Origin of the sequence: Treponema denticola (assembly GCF_024181405.1) — a bacterium.
Lineage (GTDB): Bacteria > Spirochaetota > Spirochaetia > Treponematales > Treponemataceae > Treponema_B > Treponema_B denticola_D.
Genome location: NZ_CP051302.1, coordinates 1,905,880 through 1,921,768, shown reverse-complemented (window position 1 = coordinate 1,921,768; position 15,889 = coordinate 1,905,880). Strand labels below are relative to the sequence as shown.

Below are 15,889 nucleotides of genomic sequence, written 5' to 3'. Positions count from 1 at the left end.
TGCTTGTTCAATCTGTAAAAGTATGTGCTTGGATACTTTTCCAAACGGTTTCCAGACTTGATTCTCTAATTTTTTTTAAGGCTTCTCCTTCTGCCAACATAGAAGTTTGTTTATTCACATTATTTGCAATAAAGGTAAGAAGTCGAATCTGTTCTGCTAAAGAAAAAGAAAGAACTTGATTTTCAACTTGTATAAGAGCATCAGACATAATCTACCCCCATAACTATAAATTATATACTAAATTGCCTTTTTCCGCAACTTGTTGCTTGCCTATTATTTATTTTCTACTTTTATTATGCAGACAGCTTATTCCGTTTAACATATTTTAAAAATAAATTTATCCCTATTGTCAATATTAAGACAATGACCGACACGAGGGCTGTAAAGCCGCCGGGGGCGACATTTAGGTGATAGGATAAGACCAAGCCGAGCATGATGTCTGCGACGCTTATCAAAATAGAAAAAATCAATGTCTTTTTAAAGCTCATTTTTAATTGAAGAGCCGTTGCGACGGGGAGGGCTATCATCGAGCTTAAAACCAACATTCCTACTATTTTTAATGAAACGGCTATCGTTGCCGCTGTTAGACCTGAAAACAAGTAGTTGATAAGGCGGACCTTAACTCCCATTATTTTTGCAATATCTTCATCGAGGGCTATGTACACCATCTTGTGATACATGAGGCCGAGAGTAACCAATGACAAGATGCTTAAAGCAATCACGGTAATCAGATCCGAAGAAGAAACGGTTAAGACGCTTCCGAATAAATAGGTTTCGGCATTTGCTCTAACGGTTCCTGAGCTTATGAGGGTAATAGCGATTCCGACACTCAAGGACAAAACTATTGAGAGGATTAAATCTTGGTATTCTTTAAAAGCATTCCGCAAGGCTTCTATCAGGGCTCCTGCTGCTGTCGTAAAAATAAAGGCACCGAGGATGGGGTTTATTCCTGAAGCGAGGGCAAGGGTAACGCCTGCAAGGGAGCTGTGGGAAAGGGTGTCCCCTATGAGGGAGTATCTTCTGAGTACTAAAAATAAGCCGATTGAAGGACAAAGGATTCCTATAAAAAAAGAAACGATAAAGGCATTTTGCATAAAACCGTATTGAAGCATTTTATTTTTCCCCCTTTGGTTTAAATTGAACAAAGTTCGGATTAAAAAATTCCGAAGTATATTGTTTGGGATTACACAAATGGCCTTCTCCGTTTTTTATGTGAAATATTTTGGTGGAATTAAAAATAGCGGCATCCAAATTATGGTCAACCGAAATGACGGTCAGCCCCTTTTTAACGTTTAAATCTTTTACAAAAGAATAGATTTCTTTTTGCCCCTGAACATCTATTCCGGTAGAAGGTTCATCTAAGATTAAAAGGTCGGGATCCCCGATAAGGGCTCGGGCTATGTAGAGCTTTTGAAGCTGGCCTCCGGAAAGTTCTCCTACAAGGCTGTTTTTGTATTCGGTTAAATTCACTCTTTCCAGGGCTTTTAGAGCACAGTCGCTTTCCCGTATCTTTAATATTTTTCTATAGGAATTTAAAAGTTCAAAAAGCGTAATCGGGAAATCGTTTAGGTTTTCTTTTTTTTGCGGAAGGTAGCCGATTCTTTTTGCATCGATAATAATTTCACCTTTTTGTATTTTCAGCAATTTTAAAATCAGCTTTAGGAGGGTGCTTTTTCCGCAGCCGTTTTCTCCCACAATCGAAATATAATCGCCTTGTTTTACTTCCAAATTTATATTTTTTAAAACTTCTTTTTTTGAATTCGGATATTTAAACTTGAGAGAATTTATTTTTACCATAGGAATCGCATTTTACTTCTTTTTTTTAAAGATTGCAAGACGGACTTGTATTTATTAAAGATTGTTTATTTCGTCTTGTTTTAAGCCTGTGGCTTGCATAATGACTTCGTGTGCCACGCCTAGATCAAGTAAGCTCTTTGCTGTTTCGAGTTTTGTTTGATATACGCCTTCTGTATAGCCCTCGTGTTTTTCTGATGCCATATCGTGTTGATATTTCATGCGGGATTCGTAGAGCCATTTGTCTCGAGGACTCATTTCCATTACTTCAATAGCTGCATTTGCTTTTTTCATCGTTTTGGAATTTTGTGCCAACATCTTTCTTACCTCCCTATCATCTGTTTCAATAAATTTCAGCCAGCTTAATAAGCGTTTTGTTTTAATGTCCTTATAATTTGATTCTTCTAAAAGCTTTGCTGTTTCAAGATTTATAATATGAATCTCAAGTTTTGAAAATAAAGGCTCTTTTGTATCCTTTTCCATAACGAAATATTTATTGTGCAAACGCTTATTTTTATTAAAGCCTTTTCCTATCAAATTTATTGTAATACATTTCGGAAGATTTGTATAGTCTTGACCTTGTTTTATACTTTCGTTATACATTTTTGACCAATAATATACGCTTCTTTCAGGAAAATCTCCTCTCCACCTATTCTGTATTTCAATATTTATAATTGTTTCGTCTTTTAGTCTTAACTTTATATCCAAGATACCTAGTTTTTCGGTCAAAATTTCTTTATGAAATTCTTTATCCAAAAGTTCTAATCCTGCGATATTTTCAGGTAGAATGTCGAGTATACATTCCAGCAAATCTTGTAGGATGTCTGTATTTTCCTCAGTTCCAAAAATACGCTTAAAAGCATAATCATTTCGTAGGGTTATTTTGAAATTTGTATCATTTTTCATTTGTTCCTCTCATACCTCCTATTATATTTATATGAAAAAATAATATTTATGAGTAAAATTTAAAAAATATTTTGTAATTTATAATTACAACAGCTTAAAAGTTAGCCTATTGCTATTTTTATTTCTTTCCTATAAAATACGAATATATTTTCTTAGAGGTTAGCTATGATTCATAAACGCCTGACAAGGTCGGTGCCGAAAAGTAAAAAATGGATATTGCTTTCGGCTCTTTCTTCATGGATTTCTCTATTGTGCAATGTGGTTATAACTTTTGTAACTGTGCGCTTTATTTTCAGCTTATATAATTCTTCGCTTGATAAAAAAACGGTTTTTGTGTTGTTATGCGCAGCTTCAGCGGCCTTGATAATAAGAGTTATTGCCGTCCGTAAGCGTTCTTACTTTTCGTATAGGGCAGGAACCGAGGTTAAAAGAACATTGCGCTCGATGCTCTACGATAAATTTATTTCGTTAAAGCTTAATTATTCTCAGTATATAAGCATGGCCGAGGTTACTCAAATAGGTACTGACGGAATCGAGCAGCTTGATTCTTATTTTGGGGCTTATCTGCCTCAGTTCTTTTTCAGTATGGCGGCACCGATAACTCTTTTTATAATTCTTGCACCGATAAACTTTTTTGCCGCCCTTGTGCTTTTTATCTGTGTGCCCTTAATTCCTCTTTCGATCGTGGCTATTCAAAAGATAGCAAAGCGTATTTTAAAAAGATACCTTGACGTTTATACGGGGCTCGGAGATTCCTTTTTGGATAACCTCCGCGGCCTTATCACATTGAAAGCCTATTCCGACGATGAGGCTCAGCATAGTGAACTAAATGCCGAGGCGGAAAATTTTAGACGGGTAACGATGAGGGTTTTAACCATGCAGCTTAATTCTATCTTTGTGATGGATACCGTTGCATACGGCGGGACTGCCCTCGGTACCATTGTAAGTCTTTATCAGTTAAGAGCCGGAAATCTTTCGATAGAAGGCGCTCTTCTTTTTATTTTGCTATGTGCCGAATTCTTTTTACCTCTGCGTGCCTTGGGCTCGTTCTTTCATATAGCGATGAACGGCATAACCGCAGCGAACCGCCTCTTTGAATTGATGGATGTAAAAAGCGATTCGGCTTCAGTTTTAAGCGAAGCCGAACTTGAAGAAACAGCAAAAAAAATTAAAGGGTCTCAGCCCGGCAGTCAGCCTGATTCTCTACAGGGCAATTTGCCTTCGCTCGAAGTAAAAAATTTAAACTTTAATTATAACGAATCAAAGCAGGCTCTAAAAAATATCTCTCTTGAATTTTTAAAGCCGGGTTTTTACGGCATCGCAGGAGAAAGCGGTTCGGGTAAATCCACTGCGGCTGCCTTACTTATGGGCTTACAAAAAAACTATTCCGGCGAAATTCTCTTATCGGGAATAGAAGCAAAAAAACTCCCCGACGAATTTAGAGCTAAGTATATGAACCTTGTTTCTACCGAAAGCTTTTTATTCGGAGCTTCGGTTAGAGAAAACCTTTTAATAGCGAAGCCTTCTGCAAGCGATGAAGAATTGATGAGCGTATTAAAAAAAGTTCTCTTAGACGAGTTTATTTTAAACAGAAACTCTTCGGGAAACGGTAATTCGGGCTTGAACTTTTATATTGAATCGGGCGGAAAGAATTTGTCGGGCGGACAGGTTCAGCGTTTTGCTCTTGCACGGGCACTCCTCCATGATGCGGACATTTATATTTTTGATGAGGCTGTAAGCAATATCGATGTAGAAAGTGAAGAGCTTATTTTAAGCACTCTTTATGAATTAAGTAAAACCAAAATAATTATTTTTATTTCGCACAGGCTTGCAAACATTGAAAATGCAGACCATATCTATGTATTTGAAAAAGGCGAAATAAAAGAAGAAGGAACTCATTCAAGCCTCATTGAAAAAAATGGCATCTATGCAAGGATGTATTTGCAGCAAAAAGATCTTGAAAAAATACGGATGGGTGTAAAATGAAAAAAAGCGAACTTATAAAAAAATTGATAGTATTTGTAAAACCTCTTAGCGGTGTTATGACTATAACGGTCATCTTAAGGGTTTTGGGCTTTATCATTGCAGCGGCCATCCCTGTTTTGGGCGGAGTCGGCATTGTTTCTCTTTTAGACTTAAAGATTTTTAATGTTTCGGTTTCCTTGAATTTTGTAATCATAGGTCTCATCGTCTGTGCCGTAAGCCGAGGTATCTTTAGATACGGCGAACAGCTTTCGGGGCACTACATAGCCTTCACCCTTTTGGCTCTGATACGGGATAAAATTTTTACGGCTATGAGAAGACTCGCCTTTGTAAAATTACAAAAAAAGGATTCAGGCAGTCTTTTGTCTATTATAACCGCCGACATAGAATTGCTCGAAGTTTTTTATGCCCACACAATAGCCCCGGCAGCTTCTGCCGTTCTCTACTTTATTTTTGCCTTAATTATCTTTGCTAAAATACACATTGTTTTGAGCCTTACGGTTGCCCTCATCTATATAGTCATCGGCTTCTTCCTTCCGCTCCTCTTCGCTAAGATGGATGACGGGGCCGGTGTAGAATACCGAAAAAAAATGAGCTCCCTTAATTCTTTCTTTTTGGACTCCCTCCTCGGAATAAAGGAGATTATCTTTTTTGACAAGATAAAAGAAAGAAAAGATGATATTGAAAAGAGAGGCGAGGCCATAAGCGGAACCTTTAAGCTCTTAAAAAACTTTGAGGGGAAAACCTTTGCAATTACGGAAGCGGCTCTTACTCTTTGCAATTTTTTAATGCTGGGCATTTCTGCCTTCCTCTTGGTAAACGGAAAAATTGACTTTGCCGCTTTTTTAATTTCCAACCTGATGCTTCTTTCAGGCTACGGCCCGATAATTGCGGTTTCTGGTTTGGCAGTAAACTTGCAGCAAACATTTGCTTCAGCAGAAAGAGTTTTTTCCCTGCTTGAAGAGAAACCGGAACTTGATGAAGTTACAGACGGCCAAAATGTAAGCTTTGAAAAAGTCAATGCCGATAACATCAACTTTAGATATGACGATATGGAAGTTTTAAAGGATGTAAGTATCTCCGTTAAAAAAGATGAGATAGTCGGTCTTTGCGGCAAAAGCGGAAGCGGTAAGAGTACATTGCTCCGCCTAATCATGCGCTTTTTCGATCCACTGTCGGGTGAGGTAAAGATGAACGGCATCGATATTAAAAAGATAAACACGGCAAGTTTACGAGAAGCTGTTTCTTATATTACCCAGCAGACCTATATTTTCAAAAAATCTATTTATGAAAATATTCTTCTTGCAAACAGGAATGCTTCAAAAGAGGAAGTTATCGAAGCTGCAAAAAAAGCTGCAATCCACGATTTTATTATGAGTCTTCCCGAAGGCTATGATACGAAGATGACCGAGCTTGGAGGAAATCTTTCAAGCGGCGAAAAGCAGCGTCTAGGTCTTGCCCGAGCCTTTTTGCACAAGGCTCCTCTTTTGTTACTCGACGAGCCGACCGGAAACTTGGACAGTTTAAACGAGGCCCTCATTTTAAATTCAATATATCAAGAAAAAAAAGACAAAGGCGTTTTAATCGTAAGCCACCGCAAATCCACCGTGAACGCCGCCGATAAAATTGTTTACATTGAAAAGGGAAGGGTAAGGTAGAAACGCACTATCAAAGATTGGCGCACTGAAGAGCTTGTTTTAAATTAATGAAACTGTATATAGCACGGCAATAGTATTTTTTAAAATGTATACAACTTGACTATGTTATACATACATGGTACTATATTTATATGAAAACATTGTCTGCAGCCACAATAAGAACAAATTTCTCTTCACTTTTAAAAGAAGTGGAATTAGGTAAAGAAATCGGGATAACATTCGGCCGAAAAAAAGAAACAATAGCGGTAATTGTTCCAATTGAAGAATATAAGAGAATAAAAGTGAGAAAACTAGGTACATTGGAAGGAAAAGCAACGGTTGAATTTAGTGAGAATTGGGCAATTACAGATGAAGAATTTATTAATTTATGAAAATCCTACTAGATACACATTATTTATTATGGTCATTTATTGATACAAGTAAAATATCTCGGTCAGTTTATAATAAACTATTAGCAGATGAAAACGAAATTTTCTATAGTCAGGCTAGTTTATGGGAAATATCAATAAAATTTAATATGGGAAAACTATCTTTAAACGGGATAAAACCTGAAGAATTCTACAAAGAACTAGAAAATAGTTTTTTAAAATGCAGGTCTTTTCAAAATGATGAATTAATTACCTTTTATAAATTACCGATAGAACATAAAGATCCATTTGACAGAATAATGATTTGGCAAGCAATACAGTCTGATTACCATTTTTTGTCTGTTGATCATCAGATTACAAATTATAAAAAATACGGTTTAAAAATTTTGTTCTAATACAGGGCTCCACGAAGTAAAAATCCATATCGGAAGGGCGGATTCTTAATATCCTCAAGCCTTTTGTAACTTTTTTTTACTCCCTTTCTACCATCATATAAAGCAGGGCATTTATGATAGAGGCGGCGACATTGCTTCCGCCCTTGGTGCCTACGGTAGAGATTTGGGGAAGGGGGCTTGAACGCAGGGCTTCTTTCGATTCGGCAGCTCCTACAAAGCCGACGGGAACGCCGATTATAAATTCGGGGGAAACTTTTTTTTCTTCGCAGAGCTCCAAAAGCCTAAAAAGAGCCGTCGGGGCATTGCCTATGACAAAGGCTTTGGCTCCTTCTTGGACTGCAAGGTCTACGGCTGCCGAAGAGCGTGTGATTCCGTTTTCCTTGGACATCTTAAAAACCCTCTCGTCATCGATGAGGCATAAAAGTTTATTTTCGGTTTTTGAGAGGGCGGGTTTGTTGATGCCTGTCAGTACCATCTTGGTATCCGTAAAAATAGTTACGCCCTTTTGAAGAGCCCTTTTAGCCGATTCTATAAAGTTATTTTGAAATACGATTATCTTTCTATACTCGACATCGCCCGTAGTGTGAATCATCCTCTTGGCTATAATTTTTTCTTCTTCCGTAAAAGTAACATCCTTCATGCTTTCTTCAATTATATCCATGCTTTTATTTTCTATTTCCATAGGTTTTTTAATGTACATTGATTTTTTCCTTTAAGATACTTTTGGGATATTTATAGATTGAACCGCAGTTATGGCAATAAAGCTCTATTTGCTCAGGGCCGTTTTCGTACATGTCTGCAATTTCTTTTTCAGGTAGGGTAAAAAGTTTATTGCGGAAATTTTCCTCCGAGCAGGGACAATAAAAGTCTATCTTTCTTTCGATTAAAACTTGAGGATTACAGTCACGGAAAAGGCCGAAGATGACATCTTCCCTGTCTCCGCCTTCTGCAAACCATTGGCCTATCGAGGGGCAGGCAGCAAAGGCTCTTTCCGCCTTTTCTATCAAGGCTTCTTCGGCTCCGGGCATTAGCTGAATATACATTCCGCCCGCCCCGATAATTCTTCCTTCCTTGTCGAATTGGATGCCTGTATTAAAGCCCGTTACCGTCTGCTCGGATTGTAAAAAATATTCGGATAGGTCAAGGGCTATGTTTTTGTGTTTTATCTCGACGATTCCGGTTAAGGGTTCTCTGGCACCTTCAGGAAAACGGATAACCGAGATTTTTCCTTCTCCGAAAAGAGGCTTTAGGTCCCACGTTTCTAAGGGCCTATCCGGTCTTATGGGGTCTTCCAAAAGATAGCCCCTTACAAAGCCTTCGCTGAAGGCTTCTACACTAAAGCCTACAAGGGGGCCTTGGGTGTCGCATCTAAATATGATTCTGTCTCTTCCTTTCATTGTCGGAATTAAGAGTGCCCCGCAAAGGGAGGCGTGGCCGAGGGCTAGGCTTTCTAAAATACCTAAATTGTGCTGCACCCTCATCTTATTTACAAAGCGGGTTCCGTGAAAAAAAGCTCCGCGGATTTGGCCTTCGCCGAGCATAAAGACCGTCATTCCGTCTTCGTGCATGGTTTTAAATTTTTCTATTAAGACGGGATCGGTTATCGGTTTATCTATCATAGGCGGATTATACCAGAGTTTGGGCTTTTGTACAAGGATTGACACCTTCTCTTTTTTTGTATAAAATACCATGTTTTTGTCTATATTTAAGTGTTTTTAAGGAAAAAATTATGTCAAATGAAAAGAAATTATTACATTGGGCGGATCAGGCTGCCGAAAAAATCATAAGAGAGAGGGGAGACCTCGATGTTTATACCTGTGCGTCCGGTATTACGCCTTCGGGAACAGTTCATGTAGGAAATTTCCGCGAAATTATTTCCGTCGATTTGGTTGTGAGGGCTTTGCGCTCCCGCGGAAAAAACGTGCGCTTTATTTATTCTTGGGACGACTATGACGTATTCCGCAAGGTTCCCGCAAATATGCCCAAGCCCGAAGTTTTGGAAAAATACCTCCGTTATCCGATTACGATGGTTCCAGATACATTTGAGAGGGATGAAAACTATGCCCGTCATCACGAGCATGATGTAGAAGCCGTATTGCCCCGCGTCGGAATTCACCCCGAATATCTTTATCAGGCCGAACGCTATCAAAAGGGAATGTATGCCGAAGGAATGAAAAAAGCCTTGGATAACAGGGAAGATCTTAAAGACATTTTAAATACTTACCGAGATGAGTCTCATAAAATTACCGAAGAATACTGGCCCGTTTCCGTTTTTTGTACAGCCTGTAATAAAGACACAACAAAGATAGAATCATGGGACAATGACTGGACTCTTAAATATTCTTGCGAATGCGGACATTGTGAAGCCGTGGATCTGCGTAAGGCAAAATCTGTAAAGCTGGGCTGGAGGGTTGACTGGCCCATGCGCTGGGCTTTTGAAAAAACCGTTTTTGAGCCGGCCGGAAAGGATCATCATTCACAAGGAGGTTCCTTTGATACTGCAAGCTTGGTTTCCGACCGCATTTATAATTGGCCTGCTCCCGTAAGTTTCCGATATGATTTTATCGGTTTAAAGGGTGTGCCCGGAAAGATGGCCTCTTCTAAGGGAAAGGTTGTAAGCCTTGCCGAAGTACTCGAAGTTTATCAGCCCGAAGTTGCCCGCTATCTTTTTGCGGGTACAAGGCCCAACACCGAATTCGTTATCAGCTTTGACCTTGATGTAATTAAGATTTACGAGGACTATGACAAAACCGAGCGCATTGCGTGGAAGGCAGAAAAGGCTAAAAACGATGAGACCTTCGAAAAAGAATATAGAATTTATGAGCTTTCTCAAATAGACGGAATGCCTGAGTGTATTTCCTATCAAATTCCTTTTAGGCATTTATGCAATCTTTTACAGATAAATTCGGGCGATATTGAAGCCGTAATCAAGGGGCTTCCCGATGTAAAGCCTGCTCAAGTCGATAGGCTGAGAACCCGTGCCGAATGTGCTTGGAACTGGATCACGGACGGGGGTGCTCCCGAAGAATTTAAGTTTGCTTTAAGAGCTGACGGCTCAAAGGCTGAACTTTCCGAGCCGGAAACAAAGGCGATTAAAACGATAAGGGATTCCCTTTTACCTAAAATGGACGCGATGGACGAAAAGACATTTTCGACAGCCCTTTACGATGCTGCAAAAGAATGCGGCTTGGAACCCAAACAAATGTTTGTTGCCGTTTATCAAGCCCTTGTTTCAAAGGATCAGGGCCCGCGCCTTGCAGGCTTTATGAAAACCATCGGCAAAGAAAGACTGGAGAAAATATTTAAAGATTATTAAAACTTTTTATGGAGGAACATTATGTTCAAATTTTTAAAGACATGGTATATGGTTTTATACCTTGTCTTGCAGGCCCTTTCCACTGCGTTGGAAGTAGGAGTTTCGTATGTGATGATGCTGGCAATAGACTATGCAACAAACGGAACTATCGAAAAGCTGCACTTGTACCTCATTGGTACCATAGCCTATCTTGTTATCTCCTTTTTGGTCAATATTGTGACTACAAGGGTGCGTGAAAAAGCAGGTGCACAAGCGGTTTTTTCATTGAGGGAAGCCTTGATGAAAAAAATATTAACTATGAGCACTAGCGAGTACGCCTCGCGCAATTCGGGAAGCTATGTTGCCTTTCTTACAAAGAATGTTGAAAAACTGGAAGAGTCTTACTTTTGGACAATCTTCCGAATTTATCCTTCATTTTTACAGTTGATAGTTTCGGTTATTTGGCTTTCAATTATGGATTGGAGGCTTTCCCTCTTTGTGCTTTTTACCGGTCTTATCCAGCTCATTGTGCCTAAATTTACGGTGAAGCCTGTAGCTGAAGCCGAAAGAGACTATATTGAAAAGAGCGAAAACTACACTATCAGCCTAAAAGAAATATTTTCCGCCTTTGATTTGATTAAGTCCTATAACCTTCAGGAAAAAATCGAGATTCTTCACCGCAATGCGAACACCGGTTATAAAAAAGCTTCTTTTAAAGACATGTGCATGAACGGCTTTATGGGAAGCCTCGGAGATTTGCTTTCCAACATAACCTACATAGGAGTTTTCTTTTTAGGTGCCGTTTTGGTTCTTCTGGGCTTTTTTAAAATCTCGGTAATCATAGCTGCAAGCCAGCTTGTTGTTTTTATTGTTTACCCTTTGAGTAACCTGACACACTACATAACTTCGCTTTTAGCTTCAAAAGCGGTGATAAAAGAGCTTGATGAGATTTTAAATATGGAAGAAAAGGACAGCTACTTCAAAGATATGGAAGCAAAAATTTCTTTTGAAGACTCGATAAGTTTTGAAAACATGAGTTTTTGCTATCCTCAAGATGGTGGAGATGAAGATGATGAAGAAAATCGGGGCTCTTTTCCTGCCTTAAAAAATATAAATCTTAGCGTAAAAAAAGGCGAAAAGGTTTTAATTGTCGGGGAAAGCGGTTCGGGAAAATCCACCCTTTTAAGCCTTTTATACAAAAAATTTACCGGCTATGAGGGGCTTATAAAGATAGACGGAACGGATATCCGGTTAATACCCGATGCCTCTTATTTTAAGCTTGTGTCGGTAGTGCATCAGTCTCCATTTATCTTTGACGACACAATCAAAAATAATATTGCCCTTTATAATGAAGATATAAGCGATGAAAGGATTAAAGAAGCCTGTAAAAAGGCCGGCTTACAAAGGTTTATCGAAAGTCTTCCTCTTGGACTTGAAACAAGGATAGGGGAAGGAGCCTCTAAAATTTCAGGCGGAGAAAAACAGCGCATAGCCATTGCGAGGGCCTTGGTAAAGGATTCCCCCATTCTGTTGATGGATGAAGCAACCTCTGCCTTAGATAAGGAAACGAGTGCCGAAATAGAAAATACCGTGTTATCCCAAAGGGAACTAACCTGCATAATAATTTCGCACCATGTAAGCGAAAGCTTGCGGGCTAGGGCAGATAAAATTGTTACCGTAAAAGACGGATCAGCCGATATTTAGAAGCGCAACAGCCGATCTTTGCAAAACTTAAAAATTCATTAGTGAAAAGGCTTTTATTTTTTTGCAAATTGTGCTAACATTCTTTCTATGGCTAATGATAACTTGTACACACGCAAGATAGAACCTGCACCCGATAAGCCTGTACAAAACGGAAAATCGAATTTTGGCACTTTTTCAGGCTGCTTTAAAAAATTCGATATAAGAGGGCTTTATCGGGTATTCGGTAATATTCCGCTTCCTAGAATAATTACCAACGGGCGGATTTCGGGGACGATGAGGTTTTTGTTTTGCGATGATGAGATAATAGGCGAGATGGCATTTTTTTCATGCTACATTTTTTCCTTTATGGAAACAACCTTTTGGGTTCGTAAGACTCAGCAAAAATATGCCTATCGGCAATACCTGCCGGGCGGCTTTATTCATATTCCTAAACACATAAAATACAGCGTTACTGCCTGCCGCAAGTCATATAGATATGCCCGTATTTTCTCCCGTCTGTCGCATGGAAAACTTCATGCCGACTTTGACTTTTCGGCCCGTGACTCCCGTCCCTCATGCGAAGGCCGTTTGGATCTGGATATTCGGGATAAAGAAGCCTTGGATTTTTCGTGCGTAATTCCCAACTATGTGAGCCGGCGATGTATGGCCATGTACATGCAGACAGGGACGGTAAAGGGCTGGGTAAGTTTGGGGTACAATGAAGATATTCAGCTAAAAAAAGAAACGGCCGTAGGCGTTTTTGATGTGAGAAAAGCCTACACCGGTTTTAGGTCAAAGCGTACCCTTGTAAACGGACTCGGCAAACTGGGAGATAAGTCTTTGGTTTTTTATCTTGCAAATTCGATAGCAGCCGACAGCAATAGGTATAATGATAATATGATACTCTATGACGGGAAGCGCACCCCCCTTCCTCCGGTAAGAATAACCCGTCCCTTTGGAATCATGGGAAAATGGATAATACAGGACACCGAGAGCATGGTAGACCTTGTGTTTCTTCCTGTTTCAAAAAATTACAAAAGAGTAAATGCTGCCGTTTTTAGGACGGAGTACAGTACCGTTTACGGTCATTTTGAAGGTACCCTGCTGACAGCCGACGGAGAAGAATTAAAGCTAAAATCTTTTCCCGGCATAGCTAAAAAATATAATATCAGAATATGATGCTTAAAATAGAAGGGGTCGACATCGAGTGGGCCGAATCAAAGGGACGGAAACTCAGGCTTACCATATCACCTAAGACGGCTCTGCCCTGTATACATGTTCCAAAAAACTATTCTCAAAGCAAGGCCTTGGACTTTGTAAAAGAAAATATTGCGTGGATAAAAAAACATCAGGCACGAATAGAAGAAAAGATTTTTAAGAAGAATATAAAAGCCTCATTAAAGGACGGCTCCACGGTAAGTTTATGGGGAGCCGACTATAAAATCAAAATACTGCGTGCCAAAAAAAATGCAGGCGTCGCAGTCGATGATGATTTTATCTATTTAAAAGAGCCTTTCGGAGCGGATCCTAAAAAACGGCCTTCAATTTTGAACCGTCTTTATAAAAATGAATTGGAGCTTTATGTAGAAGAAATCTTGCCCTTTTGGGAAGCTAAGATAAAGGAAGCCGCCTCCGAGATAAAGTACAGGGATATGAAAAGCAAGTGGGGCTCCTGTAATTCTTATACGGGCATAATTACCTTAAACACAAAGCTTGCGGCCCTTCCTTGCGAATGTGCCGAAATGGTGCTGGTGCACGAGTTCGTTCATTTTAAGGAAAGGCTCCACAACGACCGCTTTAAGCGATACATGACCAAATATCTTCCCGACTGGAAAGAAAGAGTTAAGCTCCTGAATTCTGAAGACTATTAGGGGAAGACTGCCAAGTTATTTTCATGACAAGTATTATGGTTTAGTTTCTTATGGATACCTCTTTATATAAAAGAATATCGAAGAATATATTTCCTTGATAGCTGTTTTTATTTGATATTTTAGAAAAAATTCAATACATTTGTTGTAACTAATTTTTGTGAATTAACCTTAACTTTATGTAGATGATTAAAGAGATGAAACATATAACGAAATCAATAATATCGGCAGTACTTCTTTTTTTTGTACTGTTGACAATGGGCTGTCCGCAGGCCGGCAAACTTTCAGGTACGAAAAATTCGGGAACAGCTCCTGCCGTACCGCAAAACCCGTATGAATTGGTTGAAGCGGACGTGCTTACGGCATTCGGTTTAACAAAAGGTACGCAATCCCCCTTTGAAGCTGCCAATAAAATTGCTTCCGGAACTTCGAACAATTCTTCAATTGTGTTTATGCAAAAGGAAGTTACAGCCTATGACGATGAAGCTGGAACGTTTACCGTAAAAGTAAGAGGCGCGAAAAACGGAAAAGAATTTGAAAAAGAGATGAATTTCAGCGGGTTTGCCAATCCCTATAATGCTCAGCCGTGGATTATAAATCTTTCCGATAACAAGGTGGAGCTGAAGCTCGATGAAGGCATTGAGGGAAACCTTTCAATCGAAAAATATGCGGAAAAAGCGAATGCAAATATTGCAGCCTTTTTTAAAGCACCGCTTACTTTTTCTTTCGAGAAGAATAACGGAATTTCCGTTAAGCTCGGAGATTTTCCACAATATAAGCTGATCGCAACCCTTGCAAAAGAAGGAACCGATAAAGTTAAAATCGTACCTGTGTATACGGTTAAAAATCATAAAAAAACTGCCGGCGGATCGGATACGGTAACAACAAAGGAATACTCGGATTTTTATCACTTAACATCGCCGCTGACAAAAAATTATTTTACCGAAGAAGACGTGTTTAAGTATGTTTTGAATAAAACAGTCGATGAGGATGCCATAAAAGTTGTCGCAGACGAGTTTGCTTCGGCTATTTATGCTTTTGCAAAAGAAACCAAAAAAGCACCTAGCGATCTTTTTTCTGAAGAATTTAAAGCAAAGGTCCAAGTTTATACCAATCTTTATCAAACTCAAGATGCGGATGAACATTGTGCACTTGATATTGACTACAGTGTCTATAATCCTTCAAACGGCGGGATCGATGCTAACGATTACACAGGTACATTGACAGCAGCTATTTGCATTGCGACAAAAGATCAGATTGCAGACCAAAACGGCATTACGGCATTCAAAAAGGTAACAAAGTCCGGTTTTGCAAGTATTCCCGATGATGCGGCTCTCGCGACGAACACACATCTTTTCTTTAATCTTATGGCGAGTAGTCCGTCAACTTTAACGCAAACAGATAAGACTAAATGGGAAAAAAAGACTTTTGACAAACATCCTTTATTTTCTGTCGATGTCGATGGAACTTATACAAATAAGGAAAATAGAATTAAAATAAACAATCCTTTTAAATCGGAAATGAATCCTTTTCTGTTAAGTGTCAACGACTCACAAAGGGATGTTTCTACTCGTTTGGGTTGCGGGCATAATGGGGCATCAAAAACCGTACACGAAAATGAAATTTTAATTAAAAGCATTGTGCTCAACAAAACTGCCGGATCAAAATCGATGGATATTTATGTAACGCTCCATGGAGGTTCAAGTAAAGAGTTAAAAGTTACGGTAACGCCGTATTATTAACCGCAAGGCAAGGCTGCATTCGGGACAATGCCGGAAACGCCTTGTTGTATTGAAAACGGCTGTCTTAAAAGCCTCTTGATTTTTCGACATGCCCACATCACCGCCGGTCGGAACTCATGTTTCCGATCGGTTTTTTTGTTTTGCCTCTGTTGATTTTTTTAAGAAAATGGTGTAGTATAACCCCTGTTTGTAAATTC

At 39.2% G+C, this 15,889-nt stretch carries 15 protein-coding genes; 9 read left to right on the top strand and 6 right to left on the bottom strand.

From position 1 onward, the window contains the following. Positions 1-7: 7 nt before the first annotated feature. From HGJ18_RS09055 to HGJ18_RS09040, 4 genes are all read right to left on the bottom strand, one after another. Positions 8-208 carry a hypothetical protein gene (locus HGJ18_RS09055; RefSeq protein ID WP_253695981.1) on the bottom strand — a complete coding sequence of 67 codons (201 nt, stop codon included), beginning with the start codon at positions 206-208 and terminating at the stop codon, positions 8-10. 85 nt (positions 209-293) lie between these two features. Further along, entirely contained in the window at positions 294-1,112 is an 819-nt protein-coding gene (locus HGJ18_RS09050) for a metal ABC transporter permease (protein WP_253695980.1), read from the bottom strand. 1 nt (position 1,113) lies between these two features. Further along, the gene (locus HGJ18_RS09045) at positions 1,114-1,797 is read right to left on the bottom strand and encodes a metal ABC transporter ATP-binding protein (RefSeq protein ID WP_253695978.1); all 684 of its coding nucleotides are present in this window, start codon (positions 1,795-1,797) and stop codon (positions 1,114-1,116) included. 54 nt (positions 1,798-1,851) lie between these two features. Further along, positions 1,852-2,700: an Rpn family recombination-promoting nuclease/putative transposase gene (locus HGJ18_RS09040; RefSeq protein WP_253695976.1), complete on the bottom strand. Its 849-nt coding sequence runs from the start codon at positions 2,698-2,700 to the stop codon at positions 1,852-1,854. A 165-nt stretch (positions 2,701-2,865) separates the two neighbouring features. Between HGJ18_RS09040 and HGJ18_RS09035 the strand changes: the two genes are divergently transcribed. The 4 genes from HGJ18_RS09035 (at position 2,866) to HGJ18_RS09020 (ending at position 7,104) form a co-directional block, all read left to right on the top strand. After that, the gene (locus tag HGJ18_RS09035; RefSeq protein WP_253695974.1) at positions 2,866-4,686 is read left to right on the top strand and encodes an ABC transporter ATP-binding protein/permease; all 1,821 of its coding nucleotides are present in this window, start codon (positions 2,866-2,868) and stop codon (positions 4,684-4,686) included. After that, positions 4,683-6,341: an ABC transporter ATP-binding protein gene (locus HGJ18_RS09030; protein ID WP_253695972.1), complete on the top strand. Its 1,659-nt coding sequence runs from the start codon at positions 4,683-4,685 to the stop codon at positions 6,339-6,341. The genes HGJ18_RS09035 and HGJ18_RS09030 overlap by 4 nt, the downstream gene beginning before the upstream one ends. Before the next feature lie 131 nt (positions 6,342-6,472). Next, the gene (locus HGJ18_RS09025; RefSeq protein WP_002667318.1) at positions 6,473-6,712 is read left to right on the top strand and encodes a type II toxin-antitoxin system Phd/YefM family antitoxin; all 240 of its coding nucleotides are present in this window, start codon (positions 6,473-6,475) and stop codon (positions 6,710-6,712) included. After that, complete coding sequence (locus tag HGJ18_RS09020) at positions 6,709-7,104, top strand: type II toxin-antitoxin system VapC family toxin (protein WP_253695970.1); 396 nt, start codon at positions 6,709-6,711, stop codon at positions 7,102-7,104. The genes HGJ18_RS09025 and HGJ18_RS09020 overlap by 4 nt, the downstream gene beginning before the upstream one ends. A gap of 76 nt (positions 7,105-7,180) precedes the next feature. Here the strand turns inward: HGJ18_RS09020 and HGJ18_RS09015 are convergent, their stop codons facing one another. Then, the gene (locus tag HGJ18_RS09015; RefSeq protein ID WP_253695968.1) at positions 7,181-7,804 is read right to left on the bottom strand and encodes a precorrin-8X methylmutase; all 624 of its coding nucleotides are present in this window, start codon (positions 7,802-7,804) and stop codon (positions 7,181-7,183) included. After that, on the bottom strand, positions 7,794-8,723 hold the full coding sequence (locus HGJ18_RS09010; protein WP_253698325.1) for an Hsp33 family molecular chaperone HslO: 930 nt from the start codon (positions 8,721-8,723) through the stop codon (positions 7,794-7,796). The genes HGJ18_RS09015 and HGJ18_RS09010 overlap by 11 nt, the downstream gene beginning before the upstream one ends. A gap of 110 nt (positions 8,724-8,833) precedes the next feature. Between HGJ18_RS09010 and lysS the strand changes: the two genes are divergently transcribed. The 5 genes from lysS to HGJ18_RS08985 all read left to right on the top strand — a co-directional run bounded on the left by lysS (position 8,834) and on the right by HGJ18_RS08985 (position 15,692). After that, entirely contained in the window at positions 8,834-10,420 is a 1,587-nt protein-coding gene (lysS, locus tag HGJ18_RS09005) for a lysine--tRNA ligase (protein WP_253695966.1), read from the top strand. 21 nt (positions 10,421-10,441) lie between these two features. After that, on the top strand, positions 10,442-12,103 hold the full coding sequence (locus tag HGJ18_RS09000) for an ABC transporter ATP-binding protein (protein ID WP_253695952.1): 1,662 nt from the start codon (positions 10,442-10,444) through the stop codon (positions 12,101-12,103). Positions 12,104-12,190: 87 nt separating this feature from the next. After that, positions 12,191-13,261 (top strand): DUF2804 domain-containing protein, encoded by a 1,071-nt coding sequence (locus tag HGJ18_RS08995; protein ID WP_253695951.1) that lies wholly within the window; start codon positions 12,191-12,193, stop codon positions 13,259-13,261. Then, the gene (locus HGJ18_RS08990; protein ID WP_366792991.1) at positions 13,258-13,953 is read left to right on the top strand and encodes a YgjP family zinc-dependent metalloprotease; all 696 of its coding nucleotides are present in this window, start codon (positions 13,258-13,260) and stop codon (positions 13,951-13,953) included. The genes HGJ18_RS08995 and HGJ18_RS08990 overlap by 4 nt, the downstream gene beginning before the upstream one ends. Positions 13,954-14,147: 194 nt before the next feature. After that, positions 14,148-15,692 carry a lipoprotein 17-related variable surface protein gene (locus HGJ18_RS08985; protein WP_253695947.1) on the top strand — a complete coding sequence of 515 codons (1,545 nt, stop codon included), beginning with the start codon at positions 14,148-14,150 and terminating at the stop codon, positions 15,690-15,692. The last annotated feature ends 197 nt before the right edge of the window (positions 15,693-15,889 follow it).